This is a genomic window from Pontibacter sp. 13R65, from assembly GCF_047525655.1.
Lineage (GTDB): Bacteria > Bacteroidota > Bacteroidia > Cytophagales > Hymenobacteraceae > Pontibacter.
Map to the genome: position 1 here is coordinate 90,586 of NZ_JBLIQL010000006.1, position 19,151 is coordinate 109,736.

The following is a 19,151-nucleotide window of genomic DNA, read 5'->3' on the forward strand; positions in this document are numbered from 1 at the left end:
GCTACTTCCACTCCTACAAAGCATTCTATCATTCTGCTCAAATTACGACACTTACTTCTTAGGTGCTATACTACAGGCTTTAATTTCCAGAGGACAGTCACTATTCTTAAATATAATACAAAATTAGCACTATATTTAGAAATCCTTATTTATATTGTAGCACGTTTATAAGATGTTATATAGACACAAAATTTGCTATGATTTTTAGAACTATAGTGCTTCTTTCCGGATTCCTATTCCTTCAGGCGACAACAGCGTTTAGCCAGTATTTTGCAAAAGAAATTCTTGTTGACCAAGCTTTTAAAGCTCCCTGGGCCATGGCAGTAGAGGACTTTAACAATAATGGACGTCCGGATATAGTTACATCTAACGACAATCACACGGCCTCATACTACATCCACAACGCAAATGGCACATTAACTGAAAACATCCTTACCGAATCTAACAGGCATGGAGCAATTGTTTTTTTAGAGGCCATTGACTTGGACGGAGACGGTTATAGAGATATAATCGCGCTTACCGGGAACAGTGGCTCCAATAAAGTTATGGTGTGGTACAACAACAAGGGCAGTTTTACAGATGCGCCACAAGTACTTATCCAAGGTCTTAGGAGTAATCTGGGCAAAGGAGCCATGTTGCAACTATACGACATGGACCAAGACGGTAAAACTGATATCGTGCTTCCGAACCTGCATAGCTCCTATAAGGTGATTTGGCTTCAGAACAGGGGCCGGAACAGCAACTGGCCAGTTAAAGAAATTCAACATATAGCAGCAACAGACCATCTGGTAGTAGGGGATCTAGATGGGGTGCCCGGGCCTGAAATCCTGACTGGTACTACTTTATATAGCGGGAAAGATTTTTCAGTTTCCAGAACGGTGAATATCGGGTCTGCGAAAATGATCTTAAGTGATATGGACCGTGACGGCGATTTGGATGTCGTGGCAGGACCTTATAGTTCTGGACAAAACTTAGCTTGGTTCGAGAACAAGGGAAACGGCGAATTCCGGCGGCACGAAATTGCCAACTCTGCGGACAACTACAGTTCTATACTTGTACAAGACTTTGATCAGGACGGGCTGCCAGACATAGCCGCCGGGTGCCCAACTACCTGCAGACTTACCTTTTTCCAGAACAAAGGTAACGACGGATTCACATCCACCTACCTGACAACCAGTACTCCAGGATTCTGGACCCAAACCTCCATGCGCGGTGCAGACATGGATCAGGATGGGAAGCTAGATCTTGTTACAGCTGAATATGGTTGGCGACTTATTGGCATGTACAAAAGTCTGATACCACAGTTCGAAGGAATACAGGCTGACTTCAACGCAGAGTTTACCCCGTGCTCCTTGACAGAAGTTAAATTCCGGGATAGGAGCTTAGGACAGGGGATAATACGTTGGGAATGGGATTTTGGCGACGGCAGTACTGCCTCGGTTAAACATCCAGAATACACCTATTCAAAAGCAGGAACCTACCAGGTAAAACTGCACGTTACCTCAGGCTCAGGCAAAACCAGCACCATTACCTATCCGATCAAGGTAACATCAGCCCTAACCATTGAGGATAGCCTAGAGTTTTGGTTTTGCCCTAATCAGGAACCATTTGTTCTCTCGATGAAAAATCCAGGTGTAGGCAATTTCTATACTTGGTATGATGCCAGCGGCAGTCCCTCCTCCTATTCAGGCAATACACTGACATTACCAAAAATTGAACAAACGTTGCTCGTCGAAATAGGAAACCAGAATGGCTGCAAAAGCAAGCGCGTGCCGGTTTACATAAAGGTAACTGCCAAACCTAAGGCACCCATTGTAGAAGATGTTGTGAGCAAAGAAGGCCCTGCAATTATGCGACTTCAAGCCTCTGACCCTGATGGGCGTCAGGACTTGGTTTTTCAGTGGTACAATGACAAAGGAACGCTTATGCATACCGGGCCTTTTTTTGAACATATGTTTACCCACGATCAGTCATATTATGTGCAGTCGGTCAGTAGCTCAGGTTGCCAGCCATCCGACAAAACATCGGCCAGCGCTTACGTGCTGAAACATCCTGTTGCTGTGCCTGAATTTTCTTGGGCAACAACAGTGGAATCGGCTGTCAGAACGCGTAGTTTCGATGCTATAAGCGATTCAGAGGGCAATACTATTATTTTGGGCGCTATTTACGGGACCGATTCGCTTTATTCTGGGGATATCACGCTTCACCCGGTAAAGGAGTACATGAATGGTCCTGTAAACTTAAATTATTTTCTGCTTAAGTATACTCCTGACGGAAAAGTCATCAATGGTTCGCTAATTTTAAGACAGAACCATATGACTAATACAGTCAGCACTCTCACCAACATTCAAACTGACGAGGAGAACAATATCTATCTAATAGGATCTTTCTGGGGAGTTATTGCAACCGGAGACATATTGTTTCATGCTGATGGTAACCGCATAATGCTTAAATACGACTCTGATTTTAATTTAATCTGGTATAAGCCTTTAAAAATAGAGAAGGCAAAGTCGTCCACAGCAGCCGTGCATGTCAATAAGGATGGAAGCTTTAACATAGAATTCAGCATTATTGGGCAGGGCACAATTGATGGCAAAGAGATAGGGATTCCTGTTACCCCGAACAACTCCAGATGGAGCCAGTATATGTTACAGTACTCCAAAGATAATGTTTTAAATACAGTGCGGGAGATTGCTCCATTTGATTATTACATCAGAACCTATTCTTATTCAGAGTACAAATATGTGGATAATTACCAACTGGGGATTTCAAGAATAACCACAGATGCACAAGATAATGTTTACCAGTTGGGAGCGTATCAGGAACAGATTGCCAACCAGCCAATCTATAGTGCTTATCCTGTAAAAGCTTTTAAAACAGTACTACAAAAATATTCAAAGCAGGGGCAAGTACTCTGGTATAAAGAAATTGCAGTAAACGAAAAAGGTGTGGAGCCGCAGAAAATTGTGCAGCATAATAATGCCTTGTACATGGTGCTGACTTCCTCTGTAAAAAAGACTGATGGAACGCTTTTTCATAATGAGTATTACGAGACCGGCAGCGCATTCCTGTGCAAGTACGATCTGGATGGTAATATGCTCTGGATAAGACCCATGAAAGTAGGACAATCCGAAACAGGATGGCTATACGATTTGCGGCTCGACAAAGAAGGGAACTGCTATGTAGCTGGTGCGGCATCGGGGCCGGTGAATCTAAATTACCTGCAGTTGCAGCCCGAGATAGATACTGAGCATCCTTACTCATTTATTGCAAAATATACACCTGACGGTAAAGTAGCTTGGTCCAAGATAATCAGGAATACTTCTACGGTTGATAACCCAACAAAGCTTTACATCGCATTTGATAAACAGGATCAGGCTATTGTTCACAGTAATTTTGTGAGGAGTGTAGCACTGGATGATATTGCATTAACAACCAAGCAGCAAATAATTTTTTTTCCGCAGGCTTTTGTTGCCAAACTGGAACATAAACTATTGGCAGCTATGTTGTTGGAGGGTGCTTGTGAAGGAGATCCAGCTAGCTTTAAAGATCGGACTATCATAAATTCATCTGAAAGCATTGTAAAAAGAATATGGCACTTCGGGGACGGCCTAACATCTGAAGAAACTAATCCTACCCACACCTATGTCAAAGCGGGGCGTTATAAAGTAGAGCTCGAAGTACATGGGCAGAGAGGCACTGTGAGTGCTGCAGAAGACTATATAACAATTAAGCCTATCCCAGTCGCTGCCATTACCATTAACGATACTGAACTAACCGCCTCCGCCGGCGAGGTATACCGCTGGTACAGAAATGATACTCTGCTTGTGGACTCTACTAAAGTATTAATTGTAGACCACAGTGGTCAGTACAGAGTAGAGGTAGGAGCAAATAACTGTTTCAACACGTCGGATGCCGTCTCCATCAAATTGCCTGAACCGGAGATAAACAGGCAGATAGAAGCATATCCAAACCCGGCCTACGATCAGCTAGTGATCCGCTCGAACGAGCATTCTATGCTTGAGCTAACTATTTATAATGCAAACGGGCATTTATTTAGGAAACAGCGCCTAAATGGAATATTTGAGGTAACCGTGAACATAATAAGTCTACCACCCGGGCTCTACTTAGCGCAGGTTGAACTGGAAACAGGCGAAATAGAATTCAACAAATTTATGAAGCTATAGCTAAAATATTTCAACTAATTAAGTAATACTAAATTTAAAGCGGGAAACAGATAAATGATTAGCTAACAAATTGGAAGCCAAAATTTCTTTAACTAACAAAGTACATTAACTCTAAATTCTAACTTACATAAAGCATGTTTTCCCCAGCCGAATACAACCGATACAACCGTCAACTGATACTGCCAGAAATAGGTGCTGCTGGTCAGCAGAAGCTGAAGGAGGCGCGGGTGCTGGTAATTGGTGCAGGCGGACTGGGTTGTCCGGTGCTGCAGTATTTGGTAGCAGCGGGCGTGGGCACAGTTGGCATTGCTGATTTTGATGTGGTGTCGGAGAGCAACCTGCACCGGCAGGTACTGTTCAACTCAGAAGACGTAGGACAGCTCAAAGCGGAAGTAGCAGCACGAAAGCTGGCGCAGCAGAATCCGTTTGTGCAGTTTCAGGTGCACGGGCAGGGTATTACGGAGCAGAATGCGCTGGACCTGGTGCAAGCTTATGACCTGGTGGTAGATGGCTCCGACAATTTCCCGACACGCTACCTCGTAAACGATGCCTGCGCCATACTGCAGAAGCCGCTGGTGTTCGGCTCCATCTTTAAGTTCGAAGGACAGGTAACAGTCTTTCATTACCAGAACGGCCCCTCCTACCGCTGCCTCTTTCCTGAGCCGCCCCTGCCAAACCAGGTGCCGAATTGTGCAGAAACAGGCGTGCTGGGCGTGCTGCCCGGCATGATTGGCACTATTCAGACCAACGAGGCTATTAAGATCATCTGCGGAATGGGCAAAGTTCTATCTGGTAGATTGTTCATGCTCAACGCCCTGACCCTGGAAACCAGCGCCATTAACTTCCGCAGAACAGCGCAGGCAGAGATAACAGAACTGCAATCCGACTACGAAGCTTTTTGCTCTCCTCCTACTGCCGCTTCGGAAGAAGTAAATGAACTCTCTGCTGATGAACTAAAAGATCTCTTCGACGAAGCTGCCGACCTTCAGCTGCTGGACGTGCGGGAGCCGAACGAGTACGAGCAATATAACCTGCAAGGCCTCCTGATTCCGCTAGGCATATTAGAACAAAACCTTGACAAGGTGGAGCCGCACAAAACAGTAGTGGTGCACTGCCAGAACGGCAACAGAAGCCGGGCTGCTGTACAAATCCTGCAGAGGCACTTCCCTAACACCACCTTTTACAACCTCACCGGCGGTATTGAGCGGTACCCTTACTAAAGCTGCGCCGAATTAAAATGTCAAAATTAGAAATTAAAAACATACACCTCGTATGACCTCGCAGGGTCTTCCACACCTGCGAGTGTCTTGCTGGCGACGAAGCAGATTGTCTGAATCAGAATTTACAGAATATCACCAGGAGCAGCAAAACCTCTGGAAGGCCTATTTCATTAAAATAATTTGCGCTGTAGCACCTAAAACGCTCGCAGGTCTGAGAGACGCTGCGAGGTCATGCAGTTTGCTGCTGCAGCTCTAAAAACGCCTTCACCGGCTCCGCTGCCTGCCATACCGCTCCTAATACGGCTGCGCCTGCAAACCCCATCTCCCGGACAGCTGCCAGTTTATCCACACTCACACCTCCTAAAGCCACTACAGGTACAGTTGCTTTTTGCAAGGCTTCCTGAACAGCTTCAGGAGTAAAAGCAGCCTGGTACCCTACCTTGGAGATGCTGTTAAAAATAGGGCTGAGAAAGGCATAGTCGAAAAGGGGCTGTGGCTGATACAGCTCTCCTAGCTTATGGAAGGAGGTGGAAAAGAGCAGCTGCTGTTTCGGAATGGTCGTGGCTGTGGCGCGTGCTGCTACCGGGAAATGAAGGCCTTTTAGCTGGCACTCCTGCGCCAGCTCGTGGTGGCTGTGCAGCATCAGGCGGGAGTGGTACGGAAGGGGAATTTCATTCAAATAATTCTGCATCTCCTGGTAGGAGAAACCGGGCTTGCGCACATGCAGCGTTTCCAGGCCCAGCTCCAAAAGCTGACACACGAGCGGGATCTCCCCTGCAAAAGGTACTGGTGTGGTGATAACGATGAGTTTCATGTGCGGCAGGTGTTGCATCAAAAGCGGTGGCAGAACAGCGGCCTTATTCTAAAAAACTTTATCAAGCTCACACAGAACGCCTTTCATTAAACTGCTGTTGTAAAGGTAGCAAGTCCGGCGACAAATCGTTTCGATATCCGGCCGATTTTCCTTAATTTTAACATCCCGAAAAGGACTTCTTAATATAGTTTTTCACTAATGCAGAAGTCTTTTCCAATTTATATTTTCTAATTTTAATTCTCCAGAACCTTGCCTGTATTTTCGCATTTACATACGCACACGCAGTACTCGCTGCTCGATGGCCAGGCCAGCATTAGTGCCCTTATGAAAAAGGCGCAAGCCGATGGCATGCCAGCTGTAGCCATGACAGACCACGGAAATATGTTTGCCGCCTTCAACTTTGTGGCGGAGGCAAACAAGTATAACGTGAAGCCAATTGTGGGCTGCGAGTTTTACCTGGTGAAGGACCGCCACCTCAAGACCTTTACGAAGGAGCAGAAAGATGTGCGCCACCACCAGCTGCTGCTTGCCAAGGACCAGGACGGTTACCAGAACCTGGCCAAACTCTGTTCGCTCTCTTATATAGAAGGTGTGTACAGCAAATGGCCGCGCATCGACAAGGAGCTGCTGCAGAAATACTGCAAAGGTCTTATTGCCACCAGTTGTTGCATTGGTGCGGAGGTGCCACAGGCCATTCTTTGGAAAAGCGAAGAAGAAGCAGAAGAGATATTTAAGTGGTGGCTCGACCTCTTTGGTGAAGACTACTATATTGAAATACAGCGCCACGGTCTGCAGAACATAGACGGCACCGGCAAGAGCCAGGAAGACATTAACCAGGTGCTGCTGAAATGGGCGGTGAAGTACAACGTGAAGGTGATCTGCACCAACGACTCTCACTACGTTGATCAGGACGATTGGAACGCGCATGATATTCTGCTGTGCGTGAACACTGGAGAAGATCAGAGCACGCCTGTAGGTGATTTCCAGACACGCTACTACCGCTTTCTTTCGGATGACCAGAAAGTGATTTATGATACCGTAGATAATGTGCGCAACAAGTACGGCAACAGCCAGAACATTCGGCAGATGCTGCAGCGCATAGAGGATGCCGGCCCGAGAACACGCTTCGGATTCCCGAACGATCAGTTCTATTTCAAGACGCAAGCTGAAATGAACGAGCTGTTCAAGGATGTGCCGCAGGCGGTGGATAACACCAACGAAATTGTAGATAAGATTACGCCGCCCAAACTGAAGCGCGATATCCTGCTGCCCAATTTCCCAATTCCGCCTGAACACGCCGATGCAGATGCGTTTCTGCGCCACCTGACGTACGTGGGGGCCAAAAAGCGCTACACCGACATTACACCGGAAATAGAAGAACGCCTCGATTACGAACTGCGCATTATCCAGACGATGGGTTTTGCCGGTTACTTCCTTATCGTGCAGGACTTTATTAACCGTGGCCGCGACATGGGAGTAGCCGTGGGTCCTGGCCGTGGTTCGGCTGCTGGTTCTGCTGTGGCCTACTGCATTGGTATCACGAACATCGACCCGATTAAGTACAAGCTGCTGTTCGAGCGATTCCTGAACCCGGAGCGTGTATCCATGCCCGATATTGATATTGACTTTGACGACGTGAACCGCCAGCGCGTGATCGACTACGTGGTAGAGAAATATGGTAAAACGCAGGTAGCCCAGATTATTACCTTTGGTACGATGGCGGCTAAATCATCGATAAAAGATGTGGCCCGCTCCACCTCGCTGCCACTTTCTGAGGCGAACGAGTTAGCTAAGATGGTGCCAGACACCCCGGGCACAACCCTGGCCAAAGCCTTTATGGAGAACCTGGAGCTGGCAGCTATCCGTGAAGGAAATGATGCACGCGCTGCTGTGCTGAAACTGGCTGAGAAGCTGGAAGGCTCTGTTCGGAACACGGGTATACACGCAGCAGGTGTGATTATCGCCCCGGATGATATTACGAACTACATTCCGGTATCAACCTCCAAAGACGCCGACCTGCTCGTAACGCAGTTCGACGGTAAGGTAATTGAGAGTGCCGGTATGCTGAAGATGGACTTTTTAGGGCTTAAAACCCTGACCATCATTAAAGATGCCATTGAACTCATCAAGAAAAACCACGGTGTGGAAATCGATATTGATGAAATTCCGATAGACGACGAGAAGACCTACCAACTCTACCAACGCGGCGATACCATTGGTACGTTCCAGTTTGAGTCGGAAGGTATGCGGATGTACCTCAAGGACCTACAGCCTACTAACATTGAAGACTTGATTGCCATGAACGCCCTGTACCGTCCGGGCCCGATGCAGTTCATCCCGAACTTTATTAACCGGAAGCATGGCCGCGAAGAAGTAGAATACCCGCACGAGCTGCTGAAGCCTATTCTGGAATACTCCTACGGCATTATGGTGTACCAGGAGCAGATCATGCAAACGGCCCAAATTCTGGCTGGTTACTCACTGGGTGGTGCCGACTTGCTGCGCCGCGCCATGGGTAAGAAGGACATGAAGAAGATGGCTGAGGAGCGGGAGAAGTTCATTAAAGGAGCTGGCGAAATCCACAAAATTCCGGCGAAAAAGGCCTCTGAGGTGTTCGACGTGATGGAGAAGTTTGCCCAGTACGGCTTTAACCGCTCCCACTCTGCCGCTTATTCTGTAGTAGCTTACCAAACCGGCTACCTGAAGGCGCACTACCCGGCCGAGTACATGGCGGCCGTGCTTACCAACAACATGAACGACATCAAAAAGGTGACGTTCTTTATTGAGGAGGCACGGAAGCAGGGCGTGGCCGTACTTGGCCCGGACGTAAACGAATCGTTGCTGAAATTTAACGTGAACGAGCAAGGGCAAATCCGTTTCGGGTTGGCTGCTATCAAAGGTACCGGTGAGGCCGCTGTAGACGCTATTATCTCGGAAAGAGAGAAAAACGGGCTCTATCAGGATATTTTCGACTTCTCGAAGCGCATTAACCTGCGTGCCGTGAACAAGAAAACCTTTGAGAGTATGGCATTGGCCGGAGCTTTCGATTCGTGGGGACTGTACAACCGGGCGCAGCTGATAGAGGTGCCGGAGGGTGAGAACATCAGTTTGCTGGAGAAAGCAGTGCGCTATGGCAACAGCTACCAGGCAGAGCAGCAGGCGGCACAGCAGTCGTTGTTCGGAGGGGGAGCCGCTGTGGCAGCGCCTTTGCCTAAAATACCGGAAGTAGCCCCCTGGACGCAGGCAGAGATGCTGCGGCGCGAGAAGGAAGTGGTAGGTTTCTATATCTCCGGGCACCCACTCGACCAGTTCAAGCTCGAAATTGACTCCTACTGCTCCTGTTCCCTTGATAAAATTGCGGAATACAAAAACCGCGACATTAATGTGGCTGGTATGGTATCGGATGTAGTGATCAGGACGGCTAAGAATGGGAACCCATTTGCGCTGTTTTCTATAGAGGATTATGACTCTACCATGCAGATGGCGCTGTTCGGCGAAGATTATGTAAAGTTCTCGCCTTACCTCAAAATTGGCTTGTACCTGTTCATTAGGGGCAAAGTGCAGCTGCGCTACCGCACCGAAGACCAGTGGGAGCTGAAGCCAACCAACATCCAATTACTTGGCGACATCACCGACAAAATGGCACAGGGCGTGCACATTAATATTAACCTGCAGCTCCTGAACCAAGGCCTGGCCGAAGCGCTTGAAAATGCGATTGTAACAAGCCCGGGTCAGAAGCGGCTGGAGATCACGCTGCACATGCCGGAGGAGAAACTGGCGCTCCCCACCTACTCCCGCAAATACCGCATCGACCCGAAACTGTTCCTGGAACAGATCAAGGAGCTGGGGCTGGGAGAGTGTAAGCTGATTTAGTTTTTTTGATTTGGAGATTTGAGAGTTTGAAGATTTGGGAATGAGCATTACCCTAGTGCCGCTTAACTCATTTTCTGCTCCGGAAGGGTATTTTCATTTAAATAATTTCTCCATCACGGAGTATAAGGATTACTTAGATTACACAGATTAGAATAGCAATTCTAATCTGTGTAATCCTTGAATCAGACAAATGAAAAAAGCCTCTGGAAGGCCTTTTTCATTTAAATAATTTACAAGCAACTAAAACAAGAACCCCCTGGAGCGGCTATTGCTCCAGGGGGTTCTTGTTTTAGTTGCTGCTCTAGCTGTAGAGATTATGAAGCGGCCAGAGGCCTCGGAATAACAGTCACGAGTGAGGACGCTCGCGCCATGATCGCTTCCAATTCTTAGTTTATAATGTGTCAAAGTCCTGCATCAGTTACCGGTTCTGTTCAACTCATCTAAGTTAGTGTTGCGGCTTTTGGCGTCAAACTTGTTGCCTTTGTTGAAGTTGTAGCGGAGGTTCAGCCGAACACTTTGTATGCCCTGGTACTGGTTAATGGTATTGAAATTGCCATTGATGTTGGAGTCAATCAGCAATTCGCGGGTTCTGAAAATATCGGTAAAGTTCAGAGCAACAGAAAATTTGTCTTTCATAAAAGACCGCTTTAGGCCAGAATCTACCCACCAGTTTGCCTTTATAGAGTACAGACCGTATACCGCCGGACCCTGATAACCGCCATTTACCTCCATCTTTAAACCCCAAGGCAGCTCTATGTTGTGGTTCGACTGCAGCATAAAAGTAAATTGGTCGTTAATAACAGGGCTATCGTTTATGGTTTTCAAAAACTCCTGGTAAAAACCATTGATCGTGTTGTTCATCTGCCACTTATCAGAAACCTTGATAGGCAAAATGAGCGTGGCCCCTGCACTTTTCATGTTATCCACATTCTGCTGCTGAAACACTGTAACCTCCGGACTGTACTGCATGGGTACCTCCGCCATATAATCTTTTGTAAGGCTATAACTTAGGACCAGCGTATAATTGTTCTTTAAGGTCTGAGTCAGCTCAAAGGTGTTGGTGTACTGTGGCCGGAGGTAAGGATTTCCTTCAGACCAGGTGTAGGGGTCGAGGTAAAAAATAAACGGGTTCAGCGCACCATAATAAGGACGGTTGATGCGGCGGTTTATCTTATAACCAATTTTATAAGCCTCGCTCACCTCCTGCTGCACAAATAAAGTGGGGAACAGGTCGAAGTAATTGCGGTCGGTGGTTTGGTTTGTTGTTTTGGAATAACCTTCTGTTTGGGTTTGCTCTGCTCTTAAACCAGCCTGCACGCTCCATTTTTTACCCAGATTAGTAGTAAAGCTGGTGTAGGCCGCAAAAATGTTTTCTTTGTAAATAAAGTGGTTGCTCCTGTTGGGGTCCAGCGTTTCGGCCTCTCCTGCATTCAGGTAGAACAGCAGCTGGTTATCGGAAATAACATGGCTCGCTTTTGCACCTGTTTCCAGTTTTCCGTTTTTTCCTATTTTTTTAGCGAAATCTACCTTAGCAGAATAAATGTTGTAGCTGTTAGGGTTATGGCTCCGTAAGCGGTCGTTAGTCGCCGGGGCGCTGCTATGAAGAGTTTGGTAAGTATTTCTGAAAGACCCATTATCTCTGCTGTTTAGAATTACATAATCGAGGTCAGCAGATAAGGTCGTGCCTACGGTATCGAGCTTGCCTGTGTAGTGCAGGTTAAAGGTACCATTGTTAGATTCCTCAGCTGTGTTATTCAGCGCCTGCACATACAGGTTATTTGCTGGGTTGTTTTCACGCAGGTAAGAATCAGTATTGAACATGCCGTCGAAATTTGTATGCGACAGGTAGGAGGTAAAGCCGATGCTGTGGTTGTCGTTTAGGTCGTAATCAGTTCCAAGGCGCAGGGCTGGTGCAAAACGTCGGGTTTCTTCGTAGCCATTCTGGTCGAAAAAATGCGCCTCTTCTCCGCTATTAAAAATGCGCCCCATGTACATGTCGCGGTAATTTACGCGCCTGGCAACATCCAGGCTAGCCGTTGAATTCCACTTGCCATTTTTGTAGTTTATATTTCCACCGCCGGTATAGGTGCTCAGGCCATTGTAGCGGTAACCGCTGTACACGCTGCCGTTTATGCCAAAGACCGGATTCTTTTTCAGGTTAATGTTGATAATACCAGAAGCACCGGCTGCATCGAAGCGGGCCGAGGGACTGGTGATAATCTCCAGGTCCTTCAGGTTTTCGGCTGACATGCTCTGCAGCAGGTTCTGCAGATCCTTGCCTGACATGTACGTCTGTTTGCCATTAATCATGATCTGCACCCCTGCTTTACCGTTGAGCTGAATATTCCCCTCCTGGTCTACCCACACCCCTGGCGATTTGGCCAGCACCTCATAGGCGGTGCTGCCTTCTGCCATGGCTGTTCCCTCCACACTTACTACCATTTTATCAGGATGGGTTACAATAGTAGGGCGTAATGCCTGCACATTTACCTCCTGTAGTACCTTAGCATCAGATTTAAGCTTCAAATCGCCAAATTTTTTAGAATATCCCTCACCACTTACCTCAAAAGGTTCTGTTAAGAGTTGCATAAAACCCAGGCCACTTACCTGTAGTTTATAAACACCTTTTGCCGGGGTCTTTATCTGGAAGTAGCCGTCCATATCGGCTACGGCACCTGTCACTACTTTTGCAGTCGAGGCATCCAGTACGGCCACATTCACAAAGCCGATTCCCTGCTTCTTCTCATCCAGCGCCCTCCCGCTGAGCATTCCTGCCGTTTGGCCAAAGCAACTAATATAAACGTTCACGAGCAGGAACACCAACAGAAAGCAATACAGTTTTTTCATGTTTTATTTGGTTAGTAGGTTGGTAAGCGAGTTTGATGAAGGAAAATACAACTGCCAGAAGAGCTGCTATAATTAATAGATGTAAAAAAGGTGTGGGTAGTTGCTTGGGGCATCCTAAAATTTAATAAATTCTCACTTTTCTGCTCTTTGCTCTTTCGGACTTGCAAGTCTGAAAGCTGGCTGTAGGGGATTTACAAATTCTTTTTTTGGAACAGGGATTACAGAATCTGCAATAGGAAGAATTCTGGACCAGCAAGTACTGATCAGCACAACACGCCCATATCCCAATTATTCTAATGAAAAAGCCCTTTCAGCCATTCTGATGCTGTTGATGCTGCCAGGGCAAATTATCCGGCGAGGCTGCTAATGACTTGATAGCTCTCCCTTCCATAATTTTTCTGCTTTACGTTTTGCTTCTGAATCTTTTATTTACAACATTTGTTTATACAAATGAAGTACACCTATTCAGCAGGTTATATCGTAAGTATAGATTGTTGAAGCGGAACGGGAAGCAAGTTGTAAGACAGCTTGTCATATTTTTAGTATTTGGGCGTATATTTGCCCATTCTTTTTTTAATAAATTGCAAAACAGAATTATAATAACAAACTGTTAAAATTATGGCTAACAAAGCAATAGAAATCACAGACGCAAATTTTGATGAAATCATCAATTCAGATAAACCTGTTTTAGTAGACTTTTGGGCTGAGTGGTGCGGACCTTGCCGCATGGTAGGACCAATTGTTGAAGAACTGGCTGGCGAGTACGAAGGCAAAGCCGTGATCGGTAAAGTTGACGTAGACGCAAATCCACAGACTTCTGCCAAATTCGGCATTCGCAGCATTCCGACCCTACTCGTATTTAAAGGCGGACAAGTAGTTGACAAGCAAGTAGGCGCAGTGCCTAAAAACGTACTTTCTCAAAAATTGGAAGCACAGATAGCTTAATTTCTGAGACACTCAAATAAAAGCGAGCGCCACTACCCAACAGTAGTGGCGCTCGCTTTTTAATGCAGATTTTAATTGTCTTTCAGAATGACACTTATTTTGCCGCTTCGCTCCAGATAAGCTGCCTTCACTTTTCCTAGATCATCTACAGTTCCTTTGCTTCGAAGCGCCTCTTTTAAATCATCTTCTGTTACAGTGCTTTTCTCCAGCGCATCTCTCAGAATTTCTCCGTTTTTTATAAGTACTACGGGTTTGCCTTTAATAAAATTGCCAAAGCCAAAGTTGGAATGGTAGGCTGCCACGGCCAATCCTTTATGTAATAACATTAACACGAGGGCCGCAACTAGGGTCGGGAAAAAAGGAGAGTTACCTGTTATAGCCCTGCTTAGTACCGAGCCATAGATAATGCCAAGTACAATATCGAATGCCGTCTGCTTTCCGAAGATACGGTTACTCCCGATACGCAAAATGAGCAGCGCCACACAAAAGACCACCACAGCTCTAATCGCCATTTGCCACCAGGTAAGGGAGTCGCTATTAATACCTAGTGCTGCCTCTAAACACGCCTCCATACATTCGTTTTTTATTAAAAACAATATACCAGAGAATGGAGATATGTATTACCCAGCCTCGCAGTTGCAGATTTTCTTATCGATGCTGTAGATCATGTTATAGTCATTCTCTACATCTTTCATAAGCTGCTCCAGCCTCAGGTTATATTCCTGTACGCGCTGCAGGTTGGCAGCATTTAAATCCTGCTTATTATATTCGTCGAGGAGTTTAATGTTATTTGCCAATTCTGTATTTTTTTCAGAAACTCTGTTAATGTAAAGGTCAGCACCGCCATTTAAGGAGGCTACAGCAGCCTGCAGGTTGTTCTGGATGCAAAGCTGACGCTTCAGGTAGTTAAATACCTGTTGCTCAGCCTCCTGGTTTAGAGCATTCTTTTTCTTTAGGGCCTCCTGCAGCCTGTACACATCATAACGCTTGTTATATTCGGTTACGGCATCTTTTACCTTATCGCGGCACGACTGGCACTTGGTAGCAGCCGATTTTTCGAGTAGGGCGTTACGCTGGTCAATGGTCTGGTCGGTGGCCTGCAGCTGCGCAATCTTCTGCACGTCCTGAGCAAATACCTCCGTAAACTGCAAATCTTCCAGCTTTTTGGTGAGCCTTACCACGGCTTCTCCCTCCACGGAGGCTGATAGGTACTCTGGCTTTGGCAGCTCTACGGCATAAAGCTTCGCAAGGGCTGCCTCACGTAGCACAGGTGTGCTCCAGGACTTCGGATTGTTTTCTAGTTCGCGCAAGGTATTAACCAATCCTTTTCCGCCTTTCAGGTTGTGGTCGCTCTCCAGGTACAAATCGGCATTACTCAGAATGGCGGTATATTCCGGCCTGAAAATAGTTTTGTAGGTACTGTTAGTGGAGAACTCCTGCTCCCGCGCATCAAAAGTGCCTTTCAGGCGTTTGTACTCCTGCATAATGGCAAACAGGTTTTTAGCGTTTATCTCAGGGCTGTTGTTGCGGTAATTCAGACGGTAAGAGTTCAAGTGCTGTTTCATGTCGGCAAAGGTGCGCAGAAACTCCACGTACAGCTTTTCCTGGCGGTAGGTCTCATCGTTTACCATGTGGTTGTTATGAGCAGTTTCAATCTTCTGCTTTCGTTTCTCAATTAGATCCTGCGTTACTTCATCGCCCGTGAGCACATCCATTTTGTAGAGCGACTTGTAATTAACCACCACCATATAAGGATAGTCTTTATAAGCTATCAGATCTTCGAGCTGCTTACGCTCCAGTTTCAGCACTCCTTTGTTAAGGAAGCCCTCCAGCTTTGCCGGTTTTATTGTAACGGCTTTTACCTCGCCTGGCACAAATACATAAATGCGTACAGAATGAAGGCGCGTGTCGAAGTCCTGCCCTTCGTAGAGGCGGATGGTGGAGCTGAACTTGTACTCTTTGCGTTTGGTACGGGCACTCAGCAAATTGCCAAACTCCCCTACCAGCGACAGCACTGCCGCCGGAGGGCTGCTGGCCAATTTAGAGATATTGGTAAGCTGCGTGGCTACCAGCCCAAACATCTGGTCGCTTTGGTCGTTGGTGATGGCTTTGGCCTGAATAAGCGCATCGATGCTGTTGTTGGTAGTAGTAAGAGGCATCTTGTCTATAATCCGCACGACCTCCTGATGGTCCGAAACCTGGGTACTGTACTCTTTCTTGCTGTCGGTGGTAACGTTGAAGTTGTAGAGCGGGTACACAATTTCGTCGTTGCCGAAGAGTTTAATGTTTTTAAGCTGAGCTGTAATGAAAAGATACTCTAGGTTATCGGAGTAGTTTTTCTTGTTCTTTTTTACACCGCTTTCCACTTCGTTTAGTACGCGGTTGAATTTGGAGCCGTTAAAAAGAAAAAGGTCAGTTGACAAATACTGCCACTCGTCCGAAAATTCGAATTTATCGTTATACGTATAGCCCAGGCGAGTTTCGATGGCTTGTTGGGCAAAGAGAGGCTGCCATACCAGTGTGAACAGTACGAAAGTGTAAAGAACTCTTTTCATATACTACTTAAGAATCATTTTGTAAGGTAGTTCAAAGCAAAAAGTGGCATAAAAGCTCACGTCCCAACATCAAAAAAAACAATAAAGTGCATTCAAGTTAGAAATAAAAAACAGAATTATATAGCAGTTAAAAAATGAATCATTATAGCATAAAATTTAGTTTACCGGCTTTGCTCCTGCTCCTATTTTCTACTTCGCCTGGGGCTCTTGCACAACAGGCTCCTGTAGCCCGCAACCAACAAGCTTCAACAGCTCTTTCAGAAAATGAGAAAATCAGTAGGTTAATAAGCTTTGTAGGAAACCTGCAGGGAGCTACTTTTATTCGCAACGGAAATAAGCACTCTCCTAAGGATGCTGCGGCACATCTGCGATCAAAATTCGATAAACACCATGCCAAGATTAAAACGGCGCATGAGTTTATAGAACTATTAGCCACAAAATCTTCTGCATCGGGGGAGTATTACAAAATAAAAATGGCAGATGGCACAACCACAGAGACTTACAAAATACTGAGCAACGAATTAGTGAAGTTAGAAGCCGAAAAAATGGCTAAGTAAGCAGCAGCAGCACAAGATATTAGCTGGCTATTACAAGTTTTATACTTACATTACGTTATAGATATATAAGCATAATAACTAATAACCTACACTAACCGCTACAGAAAACATGCTTCAGATATTAGAAGAATCTAAAGGTGATTTATTTGCTGTGCAGCTTAGCGCGCACATAGATAAGCAGGACTACGAAATTATGCTCCCCATGCTCGAAGAAAAATTAAAGCAACACGGCAAAATAGACGTGCTGGCTGAGATTGTGGACATCAAGAACGTATCGCTGGAGGCGCTGTGGGAAGAGATCAGGTTTGACTTCCGGCATGCTTCCGACTTTAGAAAAGTAGCTGTTGTAGGTGAAGCCAAGTGGCTTGATTGGATAACACTGGCTGCCTCGCCTTTTACTACCGCTAAAATAAAACACTTTCCGCCGGAACAGCGACAGAATGCACTGAGCTGGATAAAGGAAGAAGAAGCCTGATGTAGCATAAAAGGCCCTTGGCCTTCCGGATACCCTAGAGCCTCCGGAAGGCCAATTTTATTTAAATAATTTGGTGGCTACTCTTTATAGATAGCCACTTCGCTTTTGCCATTTCGGATGTAGCCACGGTACATGCCAGCTGAGTTAAAGGGCATCGCAAAATTACCGTTTCTGTCTAAGGCTATTACACCGGCTTCGCCACCCCGCTCCACCAGCTTTTTAAGCACAACCTCTTCGGCTGCCTTTTTAACAGAATACTTTTTGTACTCCATGAGAGCCGCAATATCATGGGCTACTACTGAGCGAATAATAAACTCCCCGTGGCCGGTGGCCGACACAGCACAGGTGTTGTTATCAGCGTAGGTACCGGCTCCCAGCACAGGCACATCGCCCACCCGGCCATAGCGCTTGTTGGTCATGCCCCCGGTAGAGGTTGCGGCGGCCAGGTTTCCAAAAGCATCCAGCGCAACGGCTCCTACCGTTCCGAACTTATTGCCTTCAATAAATATCTTTTCGGTACTGCCAGTGCCGCCGGAGTGGTCCAGTTCGGTTTTCTCTTTATTTTTTAGCCGTTGCAGCTGCTGGTAACGGGTTTCGGTGCGGAAGTAGGCAGGGTCTACGATCTCCAGGTCATGCTCCTTTGCAAACTTCTCAGCACCGCGGCCAATCATCATCACATGCTCCGACTGCTCCATTACAGCACGTGCGCCACTTACCGGGTTTTTCACTATCATGACTCCTGCTATGGCGCCGGCGTTACGGGTTTTGCCATCCATAATGGCGGCATCCAGCTCGTTGGTGCCATCGTTTGTAAAAACGGCTCCCTTGCCAGCGTTAAACAGTGGCGAGTCTTCCATTACCCGCACGGTGGCCTCTACTGCATCCAGGCTGCTGCCCCCTTTCTTCAGGATATCATACCCAGTTTGCAGTGCCAGGTTTAGCGCCTCTTTATACGCTTTCTCTTTTTCGGGAGTCATGTTGGCTCTTGTAATGGTGCCGGCACCGCCGTGTATGACGAGTGTGATTTTGCTGTAATCGGGTTTGGCTTGTTGTGCGAGCACCGCAGCAGTGGCGGCCAGCACAAAAATGCAGGAAAGGAAAAGTTTTCTCATTTTAGGATATTGTACTGTAGCGTATATGTTGGGGATCTTTGGTGTACGAAGATACTATTATTAGGTAAAGCAGGAAATGAAGCAATATGCGGTACAACGGCCATTACCATCAGAATAACACAAGATACTAGTAGTAAACTACTTGCATTTTTCGGATAAGTAACTAAACACCGCCAGCTTATGCCGGGCACAAACTCTCATAAATATATTTTTTAACATAGCATTAACTAAATATATCAGGCATTATTTTTGAAACAGAAATAGCGCCAGCAAGCTGTATTTTTTAGCATTTAAGATCAACGGTGGTACTGCCAGATTAGCTTTTGCCGCTAATCGAATAGAAGAGCTCCCAGGAACACGATCTTTTTAAATAGTGCGCCTAGTACGCCAAAACAAATGCTTGCTAATACATTAAAATTCGACAAAAAATTTGGACATATATTAATTCTGCACAATATTTGCTAAGAACACACATTAGCAATTTACCCGCACTTAGCGGGCCTTTACGGAACAGATTAGTACGACTTAGTATCTTTTACGATATTTGCACCCGAAATTAAAAACCA

Annotated in this window: 11 protein-coding genes; 6 read left to right on the forward strand and 5 right to left on the reverse strand. The window is 46.3% G+C overall.

What is annotated here, in order from left to right; genetic code table 11:
* Positions 1-197: 197 nt before the first annotated feature.
* Together ACMA1I_RS09630 and moeB are read left to right on the forward strand one after the other, a co-directional pair.
* A complete protein-coding gene (locus tag ACMA1I_RS09630; protein ID WP_337068106.1) occupies positions 198-4,187 on the forward strand; it encodes an FG-GAP-like repeat-containing protein in 3,990 nt (1,329 codons plus the stop codon).
* A 134-nt stretch (positions 4,188-4,321) separates the two neighbouring features.
* Complete coding sequence (gene moeB, locus ACMA1I_RS09635) at positions 4,322-5,407, forward strand: molybdopterin-synthase adenylyltransferase MoeB (RefSeq protein WP_337068107.1); 1,086 nt, start codon at positions 4,322-4,324, stop codon at positions 5,405-5,407.
* Positions 5,408-5,636: 229 nt separating this feature from the next.
* Here moeB and ACMA1I_RS09640 read toward each other — a convergent pair whose 3' ends face one another.
* Positions 5,637-6,221, reverse strand: a complete 585-nt coding sequence (locus tag ACMA1I_RS09640) for a thiamine phosphate synthase (RefSeq protein WP_337068108.1) — start codon at positions 6,219-6,221, stop codon at positions 5,637-5,639.
* Between the two features lie 249 nt (positions 6,222-6,470).
* On the opposite strand from ACMA1I_RS09640, the gene dnaE reads away from it, so the two are divergent.
* Positions 6,471-10,094, forward strand: a complete 3,624-nt coding sequence (dnaE, locus tag ACMA1I_RS09645; protein WP_337068109.1) for a DNA polymerase III subunit alpha — start codon at positions 6,471-6,473, stop codon at positions 10,092-10,094.
* Between the two features lie 414 nt (positions 10,095-10,508).
* Here the strand turns inward: dnaE and ACMA1I_RS09650 are convergent, their stop codons facing one another.
* Positions 10,509-12,941, reverse strand: a complete 2,433-nt coding sequence (locus tag ACMA1I_RS09650) for an outer membrane beta-barrel family protein (protein WP_337068110.1) — start codon at positions 12,939-12,941, stop codon at positions 10,509-10,511.
* A 618-nt stretch (positions 12,942-13,559) separates the two neighbouring features.
* On the opposite strand from ACMA1I_RS09650, the gene trxA reads away from it, so the two are divergent.
* On the forward strand, positions 13,560-13,886 hold the full coding sequence (trxA, locus tag ACMA1I_RS09655; protein ID WP_137761057.1) for a thioredoxin: 327 nt from the start codon (positions 13,560-13,562) through the stop codon (positions 13,884-13,886).
* Between the two features lie 71 nt (positions 13,887-13,957).
* Here trxA and ACMA1I_RS09660 read toward each other — a convergent pair whose 3' ends face one another.
* Together ACMA1I_RS09660 and ACMA1I_RS09665 are read right to left on the reverse strand one after the other, a co-directional pair.
* Complete coding sequence (locus tag ACMA1I_RS09660; protein ID WP_337068111.1) at positions 13,958-14,458, reverse strand: DUF421 domain-containing protein; 501 nt, start codon at positions 14,456-14,458, stop codon at positions 13,958-13,960.
* Positions 14,459-14,506: 48 nt separating this feature from the next.
* Positions 14,507-16,441, reverse strand: coding sequence for a hypothetical protein (locus tag ACMA1I_RS09665; RefSeq protein ID WP_337068112.1), 1,935 nt, complete (start codon positions 16,439-16,441; stop codon positions 14,507-14,509).
* Positions 16,442-16,575: 134 nt separating this feature from the next.
* Here ACMA1I_RS09665 and ACMA1I_RS09670 point away from each other — a divergent pair, with 134 nt between their 5' ends.
* On the forward strand, positions 16,576-16,998 hold the full coding sequence (locus ACMA1I_RS09670) for a DUF5329 family protein (protein ID WP_337068113.1): 423 nt from the start codon (positions 16,576-16,578) through the stop codon (positions 16,996-16,998).
* Between the two features lie 109 nt (positions 16,999-17,107).
* A complete protein-coding gene (locus ACMA1I_RS09675) occupies positions 17,108-17,473 on the forward strand; it encodes an STAS/SEC14 domain-containing protein (protein WP_337068114.1) in 366 nt (121 codons plus the stop codon).
* A gap of 77 nt (positions 17,474-17,550) precedes the next feature.
* On the opposite strand, the gene ACMA1I_RS09680 is transcribed toward ACMA1I_RS09675, so the two are convergent.
* Positions 17,551-18,585, reverse strand: coding sequence for an isoaspartyl peptidase/L-asparaginase (locus ACMA1I_RS09680; protein WP_337068115.1), 1,035 nt, complete (start codon positions 18,583-18,585; stop codon positions 17,551-17,553).
* Positions 18,586-19,151 lie beyond the last annotated feature (566 nt).